Origin of the sequence: Zooshikella ganghwensis, assembly GCF_018263875.1 — a bacterium.
In the GTDB taxonomy this organism is placed as follows: domain Bacteria; phylum Pseudomonadota; class Gammaproteobacteria; order Pseudomonadales; family Zooshikellaceae; genus Zooshikella; species Zooshikella ganghwensis.
The window spans coordinates 132,367-153,723 of the sequence record NZ_JAEVHG010000011.1 but is presented as its reverse complement, the minus strand read 5'-3'; the positions used below and the strand labels follow the sequence as shown (position 1 = coordinate 153,723).

Sequence of the window (21,357 nt, the reverse complement as noted above, 5' to 3'; positions counted from 1 at the left end):
CCTGGAGGGCTTGAAAAAGCTCTACTATTCATAGAGCTGTAGCGTGAGAATTGCTATGAGAATAATTAACGCTTAGCGATTCGCCGTGATATCCGGTAACCTGCCAACAAGACTAATAAGATGCCAATCAAAAAAACCACACTGGGCTCTGGAATAGATAAAGGACTTAACCGAGCAAAGGTATATAACGTGGTACTGGCATTTTCTGCAGTAAAGTAATTAGGCCCAGGTTCAGCGGAAGTACCTGTTTCATCAAACGATGAATAAATCAGCAGCTCATGAGGGAGTCCATCAATTAATAACTCAATAAATACGGGAAATCCTCCTTCTGTTGTGAGTAAAAAAAAGTCATCACAAAAAGAGCCTCTTGGGTTACCAAAAATACAAAACCCAGGATCATTAAAGGTTTCATTAAAAGCCAGGTTGAAAAGACTAATTAACGTAGTACCTTCTTCACCAGCAGGAACTAAATCATCTGCTACATCCGGACTGGCAAGTAAGGCAAGGGTTAAGTCAACTAAAGGAATCAATCCTAAGCTGCTATGATTAACAAATACGTCTGACACTGGGCCATCAGTACTGGATAGGCTTAACGCCCCTAATATTTGAGCTGACAGTAAAGTGGCTGCAGTAGGATTAAGCACATTGTTGTTATGGACCAACTGAGAAATTTTCGCTGGTGAACCATCAGCACTCATTGCAATTTCATGGTAACTGGTTAATACCATTGAGCTTTGCAACAAATCAGGATTTATCCCAGACTCATCAGATGGCTCACCCCACACCAAAGAGCTCACCGTTGCAGTGCCACCTTCAGCCACAGGATCAGTCACAATGACAGCAGGAGGACCTGGGTCTGGCGTTAACGCAGGATTTTGAAAAAAACCACTGCTCGACACCAATTCCAGCTTCAGCATCGTAGCCTGTACAGCCACCGACAACATAACTGTCGTGCTACATATCAGCACCACGACATACGACATTAGTCTCATGGAATTTCCCCATTTCAGTACGCAATAGAAACAAGAAAGTCATGAGCACAAAAAATGCCATAAAATAAAAATCAAAGTGAAACAAAACCTTAATTTTTGAGCTTAAATTCACTCATTTCATTATTGAAAAAAAAACAGACAAACAAAAAAAAGGGGAACGACTCTCCCCCTTCATGTTAAGACACTAAAATCTTCACCGTAAGTATATGACTTACTGTTTTTTTCTTCGTCTTACAGCTAAACCTCCTACTGCACCTAATAGACCTGCGAGCATCATCCCTATACTTGAAGGCTCAGGAATAAGTGTTAAACGTGCAAATGTGTATAGATCAGTTGCAGCAACCTCCGGCGTGTAATACAAGGGACCGGTTTCAATAGTTGAGCCATCTGCATCAAATGATGAATAGATAAACAAATCATGTAGCTTATCATCTATATACACATCAAAGTGCAGTGGAAAGCCTCCATCTGTCATCAAACTAAAAAAGTCATCGCAAGTTGAGCCGAATGGATTTGGAGGATCACAAGGCACAAAGTTAGGCGTTTCAGTAAAGCCTATATCAAATAAACTAATAATGGTTGTAGCATAATCAGCTGGAGGTACAATATCATCTGGTACATCAGGGTCTAATACCAAACCAGCACTCAATAATCCTAGTGGTACATCTCCACCTGGTGTTTTCAGGAAAATATCTCCTAATACACCCATGCTACTGCTAACCGATAAAGCACCTAGAATTTGTGCAGTCCCTAAAGTTGCAGCCGTTATACTTACAACATTATTATTATGTGTAAGAATTGATAGCTCATAGGGGTCACCTAAGGTATCAATTGAAACAGATTTATGACTTACCAAGTCCAGATTACTTTGCTCAAGCCCAGGGTTTAACCCGCTTAAATTAGAAGGTTCTCCCCAAAATAATGTGCTACGCGTATCCAGACCACCATTAAATGCAAAATCATTGACAATGGTTGCAGGTGGAATACCTGGAGCTGTAACAACAGGGTTTTGAAAAACGCCGGTATCATCTACCAACGCAAAATCCAAAAACCCAGCTAATGCAGATTGCGCTGCGAACGCAGAACAACCAATTGCAGCAGATAATGCCAGTGCCTTAAACTTTTTCATCAACCCCTCCCATCAACACAAAAAAAATACCCAAAAGCAATTCTCACTGGCTAAGAACGCATGGATAATGCCAATTTATTTTTCTTTCTATTTTTCAACCAGATACTAAAAGCAAACCACTTAAAACCATTTAGTCACATTATTTTTGATAAGCATTCAGAACACAATATTTATTACCCACAGCTTCAAATCATCAAAAAAACATCCCAAAAAAGCCAAGAACAAACTTAAAGCAAACTTCTATTTTTAATAAAATCTAAATATAACTTTACTATTATTTTCATAATCTATTTGTTTTTCTAAAGTTATAAAATTATTACTTTAATAAACCTGTAGTAAAACCTTTCTATGTCCTCAACAAAGAATAAAAATAAGGACATTAGCCCCATGAATGAGATATTTGATTATGTGATAGTAGGCTCTGGTGCTGCAGGGAGTGTACTTTCATTCTACTTAACCCAGGCCGGTGCCAGTGTCTGTTTAGTTGAAGCTGGCAAGTCGTTTTCATCTGGTGAATACCCAGTAGATGAGTTAACCGCTAACAGTCAGCTTATGTGGCATGGTGGAGCTGATCTGAATACACAAGCCAATCTGATTTTATTGCGCGGCAAAACGGTAGGCGGTGGTACCGTGATTAATCAGTGTTTGTTAGATCGTTTTGACACGTTTGCCTGGAATCTGTTTAAGCAAGCTAGCAATATTTCCTGGTTCACCAACGAAATAATGCATCCACATTACTTAGCGATAGAAGAACAACTCTCAATTCAAACCATTAGCCAAGCTCACTGGAATAATAATGCGAAACTCTATGCAAAAAGTTTCGATAAGCTGAAGCTGGACTACGCACCGCTGCAACGAGGACAATCTCACTGCAATAACATGGACTGTATTGTTTGCCTTGGTGGCTGTAATCGAAACTCGAAGCAAAGTATGCCAGCCACTTTTCTTAAGCTGGCTTTGCGACAAAAGCTCAAGTTAATCAGCCAGTATCATGTGAAAAATATTATTCCAGGAAAAAACATAATTTCCATTTATGGAAATCATATAACTGGACCTAAGGTAATTAATGCTCGCCACTGTATATTGTCTGCTGGTGCATTAGGTACTACCGAAATTCTTTTACGCACAGGTTTCGCTAACAAACTGCCAGCCCTTGGTAAAGGTTTTTATTGTCACCCTCAGTTTATGTATTTGGCCCAATGTAAAGATCCTGTCGATGCACATATAGGTAACTTTCAAGGGATTAAATCCACTGATGTCCGGTTTCGTAAACAAGGCTTTAAACTTGAAAATGTATTTGCTCGCCCCATTGGTATTGCACTACTAAAGTCCGGTTATGGTCTTGACCATCAACAGTTTATGCAAAAATTTCGGTATTTAGCCTGTATCGAGGTTGCTATTCGCGACGAGTGCCCTGGTTTTATTACGCTGAAAAATAATCGGCTTGCTATCCATAAAATATTGGGAGATACCGATAAACAAAAAGTGAATAGTGGAAAGGATGTCGTTTTTGAAATGTTTAATCAATTAAATGTATCACATAAAGAACAACCAACTTATCCAATTGGCCTACACTTAATGGGAGGTTGTGCTATAGGAAACAATAGCCATTCATCAGTGGTAAATGAACGATTTGGGGTATGGGGTGAGCCACGTCTGTCTATTGTAGATGGTTCAATTTTTCCTATTGCGCCAGGTATTAATCCCTCATTAACCATTATGGCGCTTGCCCATAGAGCAAGCCAATACCTGCTGAGACAACATACTCAATTACAGAAGACGACTAATGACATCCAAATATCTACAGCAACATCAACTGAATACGCTTAAAAAAATGGGTGACATTCTAATTCCTGGTGATAATAGTCTACCCAATTTTTCCTCAACAGGTTGCCTATCTCAAATTGATACTGTTTTACAGGCAACACATCCAGACGATGTAATCGCACTAAGAAAGCTATTAACCGTACTGTGCATAATGCCTAAGCAAGTATTGCATATATTGTTACCAGGAATTTTAAAACTAGCCAAATTACCTGGTATATTGGGAACCCCTTTCAGGCAATTTGAGTTTGCTACAAAAGGGATTCTTATGTCGTTATATTATTCTGGATTATCTACAGATTTTAATGAATACAGTAGTGTTCACAGCAAAATTGGTTATCAGGTCTCCCCTCCAAGACCTATTGAAGCTCCCCTTAACGTTAAAAGACAAGAAGGCTGACAATAAAGCCCTATCATCATTCGTTAACGGTATAGTGAAACTAAATGCTCGACTAAGGATAGCTTAATGTTTCAATATTCTTCTTCCACAATGACTCAAGATGGAACATCGTTATCACCTGAACAAGCGCTTCAACACGCTCGACTGACTTTCCAAAATAATCAGGTTTATTCCATCAAGCAACGCATTATAGAAGTTAAACGTGTTATTGAATATATTCGTATAAATCGAGAAAGTATTACTGACGAGTTAACACAAACGACAGGTAAAACACGCACTGATGCATTAGTATCAGAGATTTTGGGGGTATTGGATAATTTACATTGGAATTGCGCTAATGCTAAACGTATTCTAACAGAAAAAAAAGTGCACACCCCAATTACACTTCTTGGTAAATCATCACGCATTCGGCATGAACCCTTTGGTGTTATTTTATTAATTGTACCCTGGAATTATCCACTACATATCAGTCTAACTTTTGCTATTGGGGCTTTTTTAGCAGGCAACTGCGTAATTATAAAACCCTCAGAACATACCCCAATGCCAGGTTTACTTGAGCGTATTTTTGCTGCTGCACCTTTATTAGCTTCTTGCATACAAGTCATTTATGGTGATGGCAAAACTGCCCAACAATTAATTGATGCTAAACCCGATAAAATTTTCTTTACCGGCAGCACCGTGACAGGAAAGAAAATTCTGCGACAAGCCAGTGAACACTTAATACCCGTTGACGTTGAACTCGGCGGCAAAGATCCTATGATTGTTTTTGAAGACGTCAACATCCAGCGCACTGTGGCTGGAGCACTATGGGGAGCAATGACCAATGCCGGTCAATCTTGTACATCAGTAGAATTACTTTATCTACAACGTTCAATTTTTAACCCCTTTATCACTCAGTTTAAACAAGCAATGGAAGAGTTAGTTATAAACACAGGTGACCAGGGAAATGCGGATGTCGGTGCTATCACCACAAACTTTCAAGCAGAAATTATTCAAGAGCACTTAGAGGATGCTAAACGTAAAGGTGCTAACTTATTTAGTGTTGGGCAGGCTATTTCTGCGACCAGCCGACTGATTCCCCCTACCTTGGTCACGGATGTCAGTGAAGATATGCTCATTGTGCAAGAAGAAACATTTGGCCCTGTTGTTTGTGCTATTCCTTTTGATAGTGAAGATGAAATAATCCGCTTAGTAAATCAAAGTCCCTACGGTTTAAGCGCTAGTGTATGGAGTAAAGACCTCAAACGCGCACAACGTGTTAGTCATGCCTTGCAAACGGGTGCAGTTTCTATAAACAATGTTATGTTGACGGAAGGTAATCCTGCCTTGCCATTTGGTGGAGTTAAGGAAAGTGGCTTTGGCCGTGGTAAAGGAGAGGAAGGCTTATTAGCTTTTACTCGGAGTAAAGCCATTATCATTGATAAACAAAGCTCAAAAAAAGAACCCAACTGGTATCCGTATACAATAAAGAAATATCAATTATTTAGTGAGCTAATTGATACGCTATTTAGCAATGACTGGTTAAAATATATAAAGCTGGCATTAGTAGGTGGTAAGCTCGAAAAAACGTCACAGCAAGCTAGAGGTGATTAAAAAAACGTATATACGTAACCCCTTCCCCCTCGCTTAGAGCACTAGAGGGGGATATCAAAAAATAACAAAGTAATGCTGGTTAACGGTAGCTAGATATAATCACACACTTCGGACAAAGAGTATTTTTGAATATTGGGTACTTCGGCATGTTCTGAAGGATATCCAGTGACCAATAATAGATAAGGGCGTTCATCTGATGGCCGCTGTAAAATGGTATTAAGAAATTTCATTGGGCTAGGGGTATGTGTCAACGTTGCAAGACCAGAATAATGTAAGGCTGTTATTAACATTCCACATGCAATGCCTACAGATTCAGCTGTGTAATAGTTTTTCTGTTTTTGCGCTTCATGATAAGTAAATTTCTTAAGAAACACTGCAATCAAGTATGGTGCTGTTTCCAGAAAAGGCTTATGTTCATCCGTGCCTAAAGGTGCTAAAGCGTGTAACCACTCCTCAGGTGCACGATGTTGGTAAAAAGCCTTTTCTTCAGCTTCAGCTGCCAGACGAATTTCTTTTTTGACAGTTTCATTGCTAACTACAACAAAATGCCAAGGCTGCTTATTAGCACCACTGGGAGCAGAACCAGCGGATAAAATCGCATTATCAATAATTTCCCGTGCAACGGGTCTATCTGAAAAATCCCTGACTGTACGACGCTGCTTAATGAGTTGGTAAAACTGACGAGAACGCAGCAGCATGTCTTCAGGGGAGTACTCAGTAAACGTCAAAGGGATAAATGGTGCAGGCTTCATCAGTCAATTCCTTTTGGGTATAGTTTATCCATTTTTTGATTAGTATATACCCTTCACGAATGATTTCTAGGTTTTGTTATCTTCACTCCTCACCCCAATCACCTATTAATATAGGCTCATGGGACTTCGTCACTCGATGGCCGCACCTAAAAACCATTCGTATTGGGTATAGTGAGTAACAAAGAAAAGGCCCAAATCAGTTGCCCTGCAAAATATTCAAGCTGTCTTCTGTGCTAATACATCAATATACTCCACTTTTTCGCCCGCCAGCTCTAACTTTTTGATCCAGTCATAGGCCAATGCGTCAGGAGCACCCGAGACACCAGCACTAATATCACCAGATAACACAGACTCTACAGCAAAGCTGACAGGCAACGAAACAAGCCTAGACATTGCGGATGCATTTATTGCACCTGCCGTATCGATGAAGTAACTCTTGTGCCAAATTGTTTTAGCTTGCTTTACCACCTTGAGCTCAACACTAAACTTTTGATGATAAATAATTTAAAAAAGAATAACGATTAGCTGGATTAGCTAAACTAACGAGATCCTTAATATAGTAAATCTGGATTTTGGCTTTATCAAGCATAATGCCCAGAATACCATTCAAAATTTGCATTTGTATTTAAAAAGTGACCCGTAATATCTTTATTCTCAGACAAAAGTTTTGCTAAGCTTAAATTAGATATTCCTGCACCTACTCCTAACGAATCATACTCATATCCCATCTTATTCTTCTTTATACTTAGATGCTTTTAGCTGCTTTAATAAAAAATTTTTTTGAAAATGATAACCTAGATAAAACCAGTAACAAATAAACAAATACAGCTATACAAAGACTTAACAAATACCCAGTATCGCCAAACTGCGATAAAACAAACCCTGCAACCATTGGATAAAAATAAACGCCCACAAAGTAACTCAGTGTAAAGAATGAAAGAACATCATGCCTATCATTTTCACTAGATACCTTGACGGCATATGTCTTTATGAGTGGATAGGCAAGCCCGTACGATGTACCTAAACACACTGCACTCACAAAATATAAAATACTATTAGAACTATTAAAAATCATTACCAACAAACCAAACAGCATAAGACAAAGCAGATAAGGCATAGGGCTTAATGGATTTTTGCTAGTCAACACCCCTCCTAAAACTATTCTGCAAATAACCACAGACAAAGAATAGAAAAAATAAAACAAAGAAAAGTTTAAGCCTCTATTTTCAGCATACTCTGTCTGAAAATTCATCATTATGGAAAACACACAAGCCCCTAAAAAGACCATAATAAATGGAAATATAGCTTCTGTTTTAGTGATTTTAAGGTTTATTCCTTTAATTGATACCCTCTCACTCAAATTAGCTTCTATTTGAAATAATTCTCCTAGCTTAAGAAAGGCTATTATACTAACAAATGAGAATAACACGGCAATTTGAAAAACATGTTTCAACAGAAGATAATTTGAAAAAATATCATATAAAACAGGTAATGTTGCCGTACCCGCTACCACACAAACTGAAATTAAACTGATATACTTACCTTTTTCACTTTCTTTGATAACTGGACTCAAACTAAACATCGGCGATGCTGAATAATAAAAACTCCAGCCAAAGCCGATTAAAATTGCAACTAAATAATACATCCAATTTATACTTGAAATTGAATACAAACCTAAAAATCCTAAGGCACATGAGAGAGCACCTAAAGCAGCTACTTTATGTGCACCATATTTTTTTGCCAAAACACCAGAGAAGCCAACCAAAAAAATAGTAACAACTCCACTTATAGATAAAAAATACCCAAATTCAATTTCATTACCTAACAATTCTGTCTGAGTGTATTTAAGTAAAAGGTAAATTGAACCATAAGCTGCTGCCATAAAATAGCAGCCTAAAAACAGTATACAGTCACGCAGCATTTTGGACACTCACCACCTCACTTTTTAAATTTGATGAAACATATCGAAGCCTAATCAATATCACTTATAGCTTTTAAATAGAATTATATGCTGATTTATAAATCATTTATCTGAAACTTAGTTTAAACAAATTATTATTCACGGGCTATATAGACCAAAGTATTAGTCTAAAATACTAGTCGCTTTGAACCATAAAAACTTAACATTTTGTTAGACTATCCGACAATTTAAATTAATACTTTTTGATATATACCCAAAACGAAGGGTTTTTAGGCGCGGCCGTCAAGCAATGAAGCCCCTGGGTAAGTTTACTGCTGTGAAACTTGCAGTAGCCACTTTAATTGATATAACAGCGCTGCTGGGCGGTTATATTAACAAGTGACTGGGGTGGCAGTAAAATGCTCCTCGTCAATAGCTCCTGCATTGCTCTACTATATGATGACATCCATGTCATTATGCATAAACTGCATTCTCAACATCCTTGGTGGTCAATAGCGCTGACAACAAGCCCTACTAATGTATCGGGAACACATTAGAACAGCTTCGCTGGCCCGTTAGGGTGAGCGCTATGGATAGCGCATATAAAAATGATTCGTGAAGGGTATATTGTACAGACAATAAGCTTTAGCATTACAAGTTCTAGTGTGGGCTGCATTGACAGTCAAAGTGTTAAAACCATACCCGTGATATTCATATTATATTTCATGGTCGGAAGAGAGTTAAAGGCCGTAAGCGCCATCTTATGGTTGATACACTCGGAAATACAATTTGTATTTTAGTGAACACTGCGGTGCTAGTGAACGAGAAGGCTTAAAAAAGCTATTGAAGTGTCATGTCAAAAAAGGTATGAGTGGCCTGAGAAAATTTAGTTAGATAGCAGTTATTTACCGAATCCAGTGATTGAATGAGTAAAAGGTAACCATAAGGTCGATCAAAACATCATATTCGTGGTAATTGAACATATGGGAAAAGAGTTTAATTTTGTAAAAAACATTGGTTTTTTTAACCTACGTTTTCATGTCTAATTAACTATTGGCCTCACTTTTAATACAATGACGTTTTAACGAGAGATAGTGAAGCAATGATTAACACTGCCATGCAGCGGATAAAATATCCTAAACGATTGAGTTTTGGTATATATACTACCAAAAACGAATTTGTTTCAGAGCGTTTTGAACACCAAGAGTAATGTGAACGCAACTTATGCATAATGACATGGATGTCATATTGTAGAGCAATGCAGGAGCTATTGCCGAGGAGCATTTAGACATGCTTACACTTTATATTTTGAGTTATTTTTAATTGCATCTATAATTATTCGTCTATTTTCTGTTCGCTTACTCCGATCAAGGTCTGTACCTCTCCATAAGGAAATGCTACCTTTGTTAATATCTATTGCTAAGTTATTAAAAATAGTAGCTAATTCCGTTGATCTGTCATTGATAGGAGCCATAGCTTGATTCCATACACCTATCGGATTGATACAAGTAGCAAAGTCTTGATTATCAATATCATAATTAACATTTATTAATATATTTCTCTGCTGCTTGGAAACCCCTTGAATCATAAATTGCAAAAAATGAATTGAAACAATATCAGCATCAAGACCAAATTCACTTACAGTATTAATTAAAAAATTAATTTGATTACGTACATTATTATCAATAATCGCTGGTTCTGCTCCTGCACGATGTGCAGAAGAAAGTTCAACTTTACTTTTTTTATTATTCCAAAAGCTTTCAATTACAGGTGAGTTTAATCCTGGATTAGGCATACCTATTGTTGTAGCAGCACTTCCTCCAAATACAGAGTGAATAGTCTTGATAAAATGTTTATTGCTTATATTTCCTGTTACATCTAATGCATAAGCTTCACAACTAAAGTCCGCATTGATAAAACCCATTGCTAATTGATCATTAATATTATCGACACTAACACGATAACTAACATGGTAACCTTTATCATTAACCCAGTCTTTTATAAAACTTTCAACTTGTTGTTCATGTTCTTTATTAGCCTGTGCCGTAATAGGAAAAAGATTTGCAGGATCTCCAGGACCACCTAAATTATCATTTAGTAAATGGCCTTTAATGTACTTATTTGGTCCTGGTAGTTTAGGATTTGTAGGTATTAGAGACATAATTTTAGCCAAGCTACTACTTTTTGGAGGACCTCCTTGAGGATGATTAGGGGTTATAGACTGGGCCTCCATTAAAACACCAACTGCATCTCCTCCAATATTAGCTGTTCTAAACAACACATTACTGTTTCTGTCACCTACAAATGCAGCTTGACCCGCAAGCATAAGATTTCCAAAATTATTACTTATATATGCTTTTGGATTAATTTCCATAACTAACTTTACTTGAGAAGTACCAAGTTTTTCCCAGCCAATATGCTTTAATTGAAAAATCTCTTTTACAATAGGAAACTCACTCTCTACCTCAGTAGTTGTTTTACAACTGGATATGACTCTAAGCATATAGTTTTTTGCTTTTTGTACGGCTTCTTCCTTTTCTTCAAAGGTTCTACTATCAAATTGTAAGTCATCCTCCCTACTATCATTTTTATCTTTAGTTTTAGTTTTACTCGCTTTATCTCTTTCCTTTGAATGACTTAAATACATAATTCATACCTAATACAAGTAACTACACCTTCAACCACAAGATGTATTATAAAATTAAAAAGATCTTTATAACCAGTATAAATTTTTATATATTATTTGATCTCTCAATTATTTCTTTCTGCAGTCGTTCCAAGTACCCAGGATGCTCTTTTTCAAAGCTGTCTAGTTTATTAACGGCATCACTAACAGCATAACCTAATTGAGCATAACCGACCACGTTATTTAAAACTGGCAATAGACCTATGCCTGTATACGCAAGTGCTGTATTCACTGCTGCGTGTTGAGCTATATTGAGTGTCAATTGCTCGATATTTATGATCGAAAGTAATTTAAGGGCATCTTTGCATTCTTGTATTTTTTCATCTGAAACTGTTGATGCTGTATGAACATTTTCAGCAGCATCAGCAACTTTTTTAGCGGCCTCAGGAATTAACCAAGGTTTATATATGAGTTCTGAACCATAATCCATAGCTTTTTCTGTTGTATACTCTATTGAGGCTTTTTTTACTGCAGATGATAGCTCTTCTTCTGATAAGGACGATACTGCTTTAATACTATCAGAGTACTTTTCAGCTTTTTGCTGTATTTTCTTAACATTAATACCTTTAAAACCATCCTTTGACAATCGATCAATTGTTTCCTTTCTTTTCTCAAAATATTGGGTAAAGCTGACTGTATTTTGATAAATTTTATCAATCATTTCTGACAGTTTTTGGTCTCCTTTAGAAGAGCTAGTATCTGTCATATCTTCACTCATTTTTGTGTTAGCAATAATGTCATCAAGTTGTTTATAATCTATAGCCACTAATTTATTTTGTTCTTTATTTAGCTCAGTTATAGTATCAGAAGCTGCAGCAGGCTCCTCCAACTTGGACTTACCTACTGCATTATTCTTTTTGGTTTTTATTACTAGCTTACCGTTACCGAAAGGATTTTTAATTTCAAATTTATTTGGTGTTTTAGAAGACTCCATTGTTTCCTGAGGAAATTGCATCCATCTTTGTTGCTGACTAGGTATTGACATAGCGTTGTCAAAGTCATTATTTGTAAGTCCGTCTATTTCATTTGACATTTTATCGTAAGTTTCTTTCCCTTTAATTGCAATTATTTTTCCAGCCTGTCTAAACATATTTAACCCCATTAATTACACTGACAAGTAGAGTGTCTAACCTGTTACTTTTATTAGCCCCACACAAAGTACACTTAAATTCAAAGTTTTAAGAATAGTCAACAAGCGATGATAACGCAGAGGCAGGGCAATCGCATATAATTTTCCTTTAAAGCACTTGTACCCAAAGACTACATAATACCCTTCGAACACGCCGTGAATCCTACCTTGGAGGCTTGTTTGCCGCATCCTTGCGGCAAACAGTTCAGCGGCTATTATCCAGTCTTTGTCGTGTACTTAATATATTGAGCTATAACTGTTACTGACCTAAGCGAGTTTGGGGTATAGCACAAAGAGAGGGGCAATACTTGAATTAGTTTGTGAAGCAGGTGCTGGGCAGTAGAGACCAAGGGTGGTCTTCTGCTGCGGGAGGAACAAATGAATTCAAGCATGGCATAAGTATAATCTCTGATCATCACAAACTCGCTTATATGCAATTGCTCTGATTGCAGAGAACTATATTAAAAAGCAAATAAAACTAACTTTTATAATGATTTTTTAAAGCGCATACAGACATTATTTTTTAGTTTAGTGAATAGCGTGGACAAAGTATAACTATCACATATGACTATCATCATTAATCATTTTTTTAATATGGACTCTCTTCAGATAGAAAAACATCCAACAAATATTGATGGCCGCTGTGCTTTGTTTGCTTATTCAGCTCAGATTCAATGAGTTTAGCGAGCTCTTGCTTACTGCAAACAGTAGCATCCTCTTTTGCTTGCTTATTAATCTCTGGCTGAATACGCTTTATTTTTTTGGTAATATTAGCTATTTGTGCTCCACTAAGGGGGAATAATGATCCAAGATAGTGGAAGGTAAATTCTTTTTTACTGTAGTGTATATAATCAGGCCACAATGACTCCCATATTTTTTCACGCATAGCTGGAGATGGTAGTTTCATTTCAATTACATAGTCAAGCCGTCTAAAAAATGCAGAATCTAAATTATCTTGATAGTTTGTCGCTAAAACTAATAGCCCAGTAAAGCTTTCAATACGCTGTAATAAATAATTTACGCCTAGGTTAGTATTTTTATCATGAGCACTTTGAATGTCAGTACGTTGGTTAAATAGTGAATCAGCCTCATCAAAAAACAATACACACCGCTGTTGTTCAGCTAATGTAAACACCTCAGCAAGATTTTTTTCTGTTTCACCTATCCATTTACTCGCAACTGCAGCTAAATCTATCCGATAAATCGGGATAGCTAATGTATTCGCTAAAGCTTGAGCACATAATGTTTTACCCGTACCGGGAGGCCCATAGAGCAAAAGCTTTGTCCCTTGGTATTCAGAAGGTAGACCAAGGCTGTGGGATTGCGATGGGAAATATTGGATTATCTCTTTTAACTGCTCCTGCACATCATCAGCAATGATACAGTCGTCTAAACTCACTGCTGAATCGAGACGCCTAGCAAGTCCAGCAAGGTGATCAGGCGCACAGCCTTGAATTAACGCTATCACCTGTTGTGTAGTGACACCCGCTGAATCATTTGACCCTATTGGTTCAATATTAGCTATATCTAACCGCAAATGTTGTGCAATTCGAACGATCTGACCTGGCAATAACTGATTTTTTTCAACAATCACATTCCAATTAAGTGCCTCAATGTTTTTATAACTAAAAAAATAACTGAATATTGATTTCCATACGCCAGCCTGTTGTGTGCTTTCAAGGGGTGTGAGCGCTTGAACATGGCTGGGATACTTTAATAGCACTTTGGGGATATCTTCAATACCAAAAGAGGTTGAGTGACCTAAATACAACTGAGTCGCAGGTAAAGCAAACCACTTTTCCAGCACCTGACATAATTCAGGATGGTTAGCTAAATATTCAATACCTTGTGGCCAATACACAATGCTGTCCATAAGCATGGATTGCCGTAAACTATCCATTAAAGCAGTTGCAGGCGATTGAAATTGCTCCAGTATCCCATGATTGAGTTCAACTAATGGTTTATGCTGTAGGGAAGCTAGCCTAAGTGCTTGTGTACGTTTTCCTTCACCTGATGCTCCTGTTATCACAAAAAGTTTAACATCATGAGTAGACTTATCATTAGGAGTGAGCGTGTTGGTAAGTACAGATGTTTCAACCGTTGAGTGGTTTTCAGTCACATCAGATTTAATATCCGACAAGTCAGATAATGAAAGCCATGGCGGTGGTTTAACCTCTGTGATTAAGCCCCGTGTAACAGTAGAAGTTGAAAATTTTAACGGAGCGTTTTGTTTATCACGTGCTAATGCTAACTGATAAACCAGCCATTGCAACACATCTGGTGCAAGATGTATGCTTTGATTGACTACATTAACCTGTTGTTTCTGAACACTGAACAATCGCCACTTAAGTGCTTGACCATTGAATAAATCTGATAAGGCTGTATAACGTTCATCTTCATCATTAAACAACAAGTCGAGTAAAAAACTTATTGTAGGTGCTTCTTGACCACTCAATTGATGATAAATTGAACGATAATGGGGGATAATACAAGGTAACGCACAGAGTAACACACAGTTTAGTTCAAGATTTGTCAATTGAAAGCGTGGTTTAAACGTCTGCAATATCTCACAATCATCAATTTTAGCTTGCGCTTTTTGAAGATAAAGCGACTGCTTTACCTTCTGTTCTTGAAATGATAAACGCTCATTATTATTAGCATCTTCATTTGTTTCTTGTAACCATTGATATAGCTGGAGAGGAATTACCCCAATAGAATGTAGTACATTCTGTAAATCACTCATAGGAATTTTCCAATGGAAAAAGTCCATATACCCACCAAGTTCACTGTGAGTAGATATATGGATTAATCAGAGTTTGGATAGATAAATTTAGACTTTCTTCGTAAAATTACTTACGTATTCTTTAAGTTTTTTTAATTCTACATATTGTGCGTTTATAATACTTTGCTGCTCCTGAATCGCTTTGACTATTGGCGCAATAAATTCACTGTAACCAAGAGTCACTACATCTTTACCGCCTTTGACTGTATGATCTTGATAACCACCAAAGTCTTCAGATAGTTGCCCAACATCCTGAGCAATAAAGCCATGATGAAAACGCTCACGTTTTTTCGATCCATCTTTAGGTAAATACTTAACCTTTTTTTCTTTTATAGTTTTTGTTATTTTATTACCTTCATCATCCATTTCACCAGTTTCAACTACTTTTTCAATTTCCTCATAAATTTTATAGTCATCTCGAAAATCAAACTTAAAATCAACAGGACGAAGTTCAAGAATAAAATCCAAGCCTAATTTAGTTGTACGGATCTCAGTTTTATCACGTTTATCTGAACGATGATGCAGTGAATTATGCGTATAAACATTCACATAAGAATCACCTAACTGAATTTGATTACTTCCATCGACTTGCGCATTATAACCAACACCAGTACAGTTAGAGAAACCTTTATTACTATATAATGCTGAAGCCCCTAATGCTGTGTTATTTTCTCCAGTTATATTTTTACGTAAGGAGTTATCGCCAACAGCCGTATTATAATTTCCTTTATTTTCATAAAGCGCTGTATTGCCAACAGCAGTATTTGCATTTCCATGCTTATTCTCATGAAGTGAAGCATTACCCAGCGCAGTATTCAACTTCCCATCGATATTATGCTCTGCCGCTGCCATTCCTAATGCAGTATTTTTGTATCCATTATTATTATTTTTTAATGACTCACAGCCAACAGAAACGTTATTAAACCCTACAGTATTTTGCTGTAGCGAATAACTACCTATAGCAGTGTTATTATTTCCTGACAAGTTTCCTGTTGTACTTGAATCGTCATCTGTAAAGTTTGGATCAAAGTTATTTTTTTCTAACGCAAATGTACCAATAGCTGTATTATTTGAACCTGTTGTATTGGTTACAAGTGTAGATGAACCTAAAGCAGTATTATAGTTACCAGTAGTATTTTCTAAAAGAGATAAGTAGCCAACAGCAGTACAACAACTTGCGTTATTAGTACTACTTAATGCTTTATAACCGAAAGCAGTATGAAAAAAACCCAAATTTAAGGTTTTAAGAGACTCATAGCCTACTGCAGTTAGACCACCTTTATTTAAATTATAATATTGCTTATAACTATGTAACGATCGTGCTCCTATAGCAATGTTATCTGAAAGTTGATCATTACTTTCTAATGCTCCATACCCAATAGCAACATTTTCACTCCCAGTTTTATTGTTTTGGAGTGAATTTTTTCCAACAGCAACATTCCGATTTCCAGTCTCATTTTTCCATAACGCCTGATCACCTACTGCAGAATTATTTTCTCCAGTTGTATTATTTTCTAATGACTCACAGCCTACAGCTGTATTATTGATACCTGTTGTGTTATTTTTGAGCGATACATTACCGATAGCTGTATTATATTTACCTTTGGTATTACTTGATAAACTTAGGTATCCAACAGCCGTATTATGAGACTCTTGATTACTCAAAAGAGTTTGAAAACCTATAGCTGTATTATTACTACCACTACTGTTATTTCTAAGCGCCTCAAAACCAGCAGCTACATTATTATGACCACTTGTATTTTTATAAAGAGATAAATCACCTATAGCTGTATTTTTCGAGTCCGTGTTTTGATATAGAGAAAAGTTACCAATTGCACAATTTGATGAACCATGCTTATTAAGCTGAAGTGATTGGTTACCTACTGCTGTATTAGCATGTCCAGTTTCATTATCTAAAGCAGCTGCATGCCCTACAGCTACATTTAAATTCCCATTTTCATTTTTCATAAAACTATTAATACCAAGAGCAGTGTTTTGCTTTCCATTAATATTTGTAAAGCCAACACCCTCCCCTACAAATAAATTCAACTTGCTATTGTATACCTGAAGATATGAATTTTTAAGTATTGTATTATTTATTTTACCACTTACTAGCTTTTCAGCATCAAGATTGGGTATCCTATCAATAGCAAAGGTGCCCATAGTCGTTTTGCTCGCATCTAAATCTGGAATTCGATCTATAGAAAATCGTCCTCGATTTGTTTTATTGGCATCTATATTTGGAATACGCTCATCTGAAAAAACACCTGTAGATGTTTTGCTGGCATCTAAGTCAACAAGATGATCACTTTTAAGCTTTCCATAAGTTATATGATCAGCATTAATATCAGTTAGTTTGCTACCATTTCCAATAAAATGTCGTGCTTCAACATCATTTTCTACAATAATATCCTGATACTTTGTGTTGTTTGTTATAATTGTACCTGTGCAACCTTTTGCATTACATTCAATTAATGATAGATTTGAAGCTTTGCAATTTATTGCACCATAGCCTTTGTCATCAAAACAAGCAACTACTTTCCCTGATATAACCTCTCCACCGTATATACCACCTGCAACTATGGCTTTACAGTAATAAATAGACTTTGCCTCAATAACTCCTGAGTCAACACTATATAATGCACCTCCTGATTGACCAGAATTATGATTGATTATATTTAAATTAAATTTGCTATATATGCATCCTTTAAGAAAAAAAGCACCTCCGTTATTAGTATTTTTTAATGTACCGCCAAAAACATTACCCCAAAAAGTCCCTTCCCCTCCACGACCATCAAAACTCCAACCCATTAAATTTATACTATGAACAGGATTTTCTTTTGTTCCGTTAGTACGAAAGTGTATATCCCCATGGTTTTTAACCACAACTGTATCTGCAGCGTTAAAACCGATAATAGAAACATTACTGGGAATAGTGACACTGTTCTTTAAAATATATGCAGGTCTAGCATTAAAGGTATGTTGTGGTTCGTCACCTTTTCCTCCCCATGCACCATATTTTAAGTCACCCTTTAAAAAGGGTTTATTAATATCAAATCCTGACTCAGTAATACTGCTTATCAAATAGTAACCACTATAATGCTCATTATCGTCAGTGATAATCGCAATAGAAGTGTTTTCTGGTAGATGATGTTCATCCACTGTACATGTCGTTTGTATACCTGGATGTTGAACAGAATCCGTAAAGCTATTAATTTGTGTGGGTGTATACAACCCTGCTCTGCCAGTACCATTTTTTTTAAAAGGTGAATCAATGTCAAACTTGGCACTATCTACACCGCTGATTGTATAAATGCCATCATAGCAATTACTTTGCGTAATAATGATGGTATCACCATCTTTAAATGAATGATTATCAAGACTACAAGTGGTCTTCCCTGTTTGAGCTGATTGTGAAAATGAGTTTATAATATCAGTAATGATACAGTACTTACCTTTAGCATCAGGATTATAGGTTCCTTCAATGGGACTCAGCACAATAGTACTGTTTTCAGGGAGACAAGTATCGGGTCCCAGGTTGAACACCTTATCAAAATCAAATTGGGTATGAATCTTAATACTATTTCTACCCTGAAGAATATAGTCAAAGTCAATCTTAGCGGCACAGCATGTTGCATTGTCACTACAGTTTATATTGATAAAGTCTCCATCCGTGGCCGTTAGTACCAAGTCAAAAATCATTTGGAACTCACCACCGGCAATAGTTTGCACTAGTTTTGATTCACTGGCATAAATAGCAAAAAGTTCACCCGTTTTTAAATAAAATCCCACCTCATAAATATCGATTTGTTCTTCACTTTTAATGGTTGCCGTGAGGTGTAATTGATTTTGATGATCACCTATTATTTGTCCACCAGATACTTCACAACGCACCATTTCATTCACAAGCTGAGTCGCTGTGTTTACAGCATTATCTTTTGCTTTGTTTCCATCACCATGCGCATTGCCCACAGCAACATGAGAAATTTCAGCTTGTAGACCACGGCTGTTAGAATGGATAAGTGCTGAAATGCCTTGTCTGGTGATAACTGGCTTTAAAATATTACCCATGGGTATTCCTTACAGTATTAATCTATAGAATGCGATAAAGAGTTTATTTGATTTTATTTTTACATATTACTGTTGGCTGGATGCTCAATAGTTGCACTCATATAGAAGTGAGCATAATTTTTAACTTGCGCTGTACAACCAAATTTTAAAACTGCTTGCTTAGCTGCAGCAAAATGAATATCACAACGGCTTCTTAGTGGCTTAAGCTGATCGATAATAGTTTCAATAAGCTGAGATAAGTTTAAATTGAACTCTAGTTTTGGGTTATCATTGACTAACAACGTAACATCAAAGTGGTGTGGCTCTTTACTGGCACCTGTATAGTTTTCTTCCCACCACTCCGAAATATTAATATTAAATCCGAGTATTTTCATTATTTCTTCAATGCCGTAGCGCGTTCCACGATATCGGTGTTGTATATAGCTCATCGCAATAATATTGCGTCGTTCCATTTCGTAATTTTCTTTATGCAACCAATCAATCCAATGATCAACAGATAGAGATGACGCTAACCAAGGTAACACATTTGCTGGGCATGAAGCATAATCCCAAAATTGGTTTATAGGTAGAGGAATTCGACTTAAACGGGCAGCAGTACTTGAAATTGATTTTTCTAGTGCAGTAGCATTTGAAGGTAATAGATGGTTTTGAGAGTAAAGATCGCGATATGCATATAATTTCTTATATCGTTGCTTGGACCTTTTCACAAATACAAGTAGATAAAAAGCATTTTCAGGTATAGACTTTAAATATTTATTTTCCGTCGACTCAACCTTTAGAGGCTTGATAAACTTTCCATCAAAATCAGGGTAAAAACATTGGATAGATTTATTATTAGACAATTTTATAATGTCTTTATTTTTATCTCCCCAATATAGGTGATACGATATAATACCTAAGTTGTCGTTTTGGTCTTGTATTTTACGTATAGTAACAGATCCATGAAATTCATTTGCTATGGTTGAGAAATTAGAAAACTCAATGATATAATTTTTGATCGGGGATTGTATGTGCATCATTTCTTCCATAGGCTATATTCATGATATAAGTTCAAAACATAATTCTTTTTATAAACAAACTATAGGGTTCATCTTTTTTACAGATTAATAAGGAAACCCTAATCTATGATCGTAATATTAATATTATCTTCTTTACAATAGGCTGCCTGATTAAAGCTAATACATATATTTTTCTTTGGCTCAATTAATTCAATATTAGTAACACCATTCACATACACTGATTTTATTATCGACGACAAATTAATATTAACACCCATACGATGATGGATAGCGATATAATCTAAAAGATTAGACTTTATTTTTAATTTAATTTGATCTTTTAAATTTTGCATCTGCCTATCAATGACAACATTTAGATTAATAGAATATGAAATAATTTCTGCTTTATTAACACTTACATTATCTGTTAAAGGTATTTTTTCATGCCCCCTTAAATATGTTCTAACTGAATCTATCAACTCATCAGTAGCACTACCGTCACCCTCTTTAGAGAGAACATATACATCAACATAACCTGGTTTATTTGAAATAGCAGATACTTCTTTTACTTTAGGATCTGATGACAAACCATGAAATACATAACTATTTTTCGTGCCTGCACCAGATAACCTATCAAAACTTAATGAAGCTCGCACTCTTAACTCTTCATCACTTTCTTGATGTAGAGTGAGGTTTTCAGATATATCCTCATCCTTATTGTTATCTGTTTTCTCTACTCTTCTTTTTACATCAAATAGTTCAGCCACATGATCTAATGCATATCCATGTGCTGTTGGTAATAGGATGTGATGTGCAGACTGATTAATTAGCTTATGAAGCATCTCTTCTCGTTTAGCGATAGTAGCAAGAAGAGCTTTTGTTACTTTACCATCAATATAATAATTCCTATATAAAAAAGATGAAATATGTTCGAAGTCAGCTTTAATTATATTATATAATTCTTGAGAAGCTTTTTCTGAAACAGCTTTAGGAAATGGTATTTTACTAAGATTGATCGGGTGTGCCACTTTTTTTGCCTATATAACTAAATCTTGAAGTAATTGTTAATATACCCTTCACGAATCATTTTTATGTGCGCTA

General features: G+C 36.2%; 16 protein-coding genes. 3 read left to right on the top strand and 13 right to left on the bottom strand.

Annotation, left to right across the window (positions count from 1 at the left end):
• Window positions 1–65: 65 nt before the first annotated feature.
• Window positions 66–992, bottom strand: a complete 927-nt coding sequence (locus tag KHS79_RS15955) for a hypothetical protein (RefSeq protein WP_212720262.1) — start codon at window positions 990–992, stop codon at window positions 66–68.
• Window positions 993–1,203: 211 nt separating this feature from the next.
• Window positions 1,204–2,121, bottom strand: a complete 918-nt coding sequence (locus KHS79_RS15950; RefSeq protein WP_212720260.1) for a PEP-CTERM sorting domain-containing protein — start codon at window positions 2,119–2,121, stop codon at window positions 1,204–1,206.
• A 387-nt stretch (window positions 2,122–2,508) separates the two neighbouring features.
• Between KHS79_RS15950 and KHS79_RS15945 the strand changes: the two genes are divergently transcribed.
• From KHS79_RS15945 to KHS79_RS15935, 3 genes are all read left to right on the top strand, one after another.
• On the top strand, window positions 2,509–3,951 hold the full coding sequence (locus tag KHS79_RS15945) for a GMC family oxidoreductase N-terminal domain-containing protein (protein WP_212720257.1): 1,443 nt from the start codon (window positions 2,509–2,511) through the stop codon (window positions 3,949–3,951).
• Entirely contained in the window at window positions 3,908–4,345 is a 438-nt protein-coding gene (locus KHS79_RS15940; RefSeq protein ID WP_212720255.1) for a hypothetical protein, read from the top strand. The genes KHS79_RS15945 and KHS79_RS15940 overlap by 44 nt, the downstream gene beginning before the upstream one ends.
• A 66-nt stretch (window positions 4,346–4,411) precedes the next feature.
• On the top strand, window positions 4,412–5,938 hold the full coding sequence (locus KHS79_RS15935; RefSeq protein ID WP_212720253.1) for an aldehyde dehydrogenase family protein: 1,527 nt from the start codon (window positions 4,412–4,414) through the stop codon (window positions 5,936–5,938).
• An 89-nt stretch (window positions 5,939–6,027) separates the two neighbouring features.
• Here KHS79_RS15935 and KHS79_RS15930 read toward each other — a convergent pair whose 3' ends face one another.
• From KHS79_RS15930 to KHS79_RS15880, 11 genes are all read right to left on the bottom strand, one after another.
• A complete protein-coding gene (locus KHS79_RS15930) occupies window positions 6,028–6,690 on the bottom strand; it encodes a nitroreductase family protein (RefSeq protein ID WP_212720251.1) in 663 nt (220 codons plus the stop codon).
• Window positions 6,691–6,906: 216 nt separating this feature from the next.
• The gene (locus KHS79_RS15925; protein WP_212720249.1) at window positions 6,907–7,158 is read right to left on the bottom strand and encodes a hypothetical protein; all 252 of its coding nucleotides are present in this window, start codon (window positions 7,156–7,158) and stop codon (window positions 6,907–6,909) included.
• A gap of 13 nt (window positions 7,159–7,171) precedes the next feature.
• Window positions 7,172–7,279, bottom strand: a complete 108-nt coding sequence (locus tag KHS79_RS26380; protein WP_212720248.1) for a SidA/IucD/PvdA family monooxygenase — start codon at window positions 7,277–7,279, stop codon at window positions 7,172–7,174.
• Window positions 7,272–7,418, bottom strand: a complete 147-nt coding sequence (locus KHS79_RS15915; protein WP_212720247.1) for a SidA/IucD/PvdA family monooxygenase — start codon at window positions 7,416–7,418, stop codon at window positions 7,272–7,274. The genes KHS79_RS26380 and KHS79_RS15915 overlap by 8 nt, the downstream gene beginning before the upstream one ends.
• A gap of 17 nt (window positions 7,419–7,435) precedes the next feature.
• Window positions 7,436–8,611 (bottom strand): MFS transporter, encoded by a 1,176-nt coding sequence (locus KHS79_RS15910; RefSeq protein ID WP_267910757.1) that lies wholly within the window; start codon window positions 8,609–8,611, stop codon window positions 7,436–7,438.
• A 1,273-nt stretch (window positions 8,612–9,884) separates the two neighbouring features.
• Window positions 9,885–11,237, bottom strand: coding sequence for a DNA/RNA non-specific endonuclease (locus tag KHS79_RS15905; RefSeq protein WP_212720245.1), 1,353 nt, complete (start codon window positions 11,235–11,237; stop codon window positions 9,885–9,887).
• 85 nt (window positions 11,238–11,322) lie between these two features.
• Window positions 11,323–12,366 carry a hypothetical protein gene (locus tag KHS79_RS15900; protein WP_212720244.1) on the bottom strand — a complete coding sequence of 348 codons (1,044 nt, stop codon included), beginning with the start codon at window positions 12,364–12,366 and terminating at the stop codon, window positions 11,323–11,325.
• A gap of 628 nt (window positions 12,367–12,994) precedes the next feature.
• Window positions 12,995–15,148 (bottom strand): ATP-binding protein, encoded by a 2,154-nt coding sequence (locus KHS79_RS15895; protein ID WP_212720243.1) that lies wholly within the window; start codon window positions 15,146–15,148, stop codon window positions 12,995–12,997.
• Window positions 15,149–15,235: 87 nt separating this feature from the next.
• Window positions 15,236–19,258 (bottom strand): phage tail-collar fiber domain-containing protein, encoded by a 4,023-nt coding sequence (locus tag KHS79_RS15890; RefSeq protein WP_212720242.1) that lies wholly within the window; start codon window positions 19,256–19,258, stop codon window positions 15,236–15,238.
• 59 nt (window positions 19,259–19,317) lie between these two features.
• Window positions 19,318–20,286: a phage tail protein I gene (locus tag KHS79_RS15885; RefSeq protein ID WP_212720241.1), complete on the bottom strand. Its 969-nt coding sequence runs from the start codon at window positions 20,284–20,286 to the stop codon at window positions 19,318–19,320.
• 89 nt (window positions 20,287–20,375) lie between these two features.
• The gene (locus KHS79_RS15880; protein ID WP_212720239.1) at window positions 20,376–21,284 is read right to left on the bottom strand and encodes a baseplate assembly protein; all 909 of its coding nucleotides are present in this window, start codon (window positions 21,282–21,284) and stop codon (window positions 20,376–20,378) included.
• Between the last annotated feature and the right edge of the window lie 73 nt (window positions 21,285–21,357).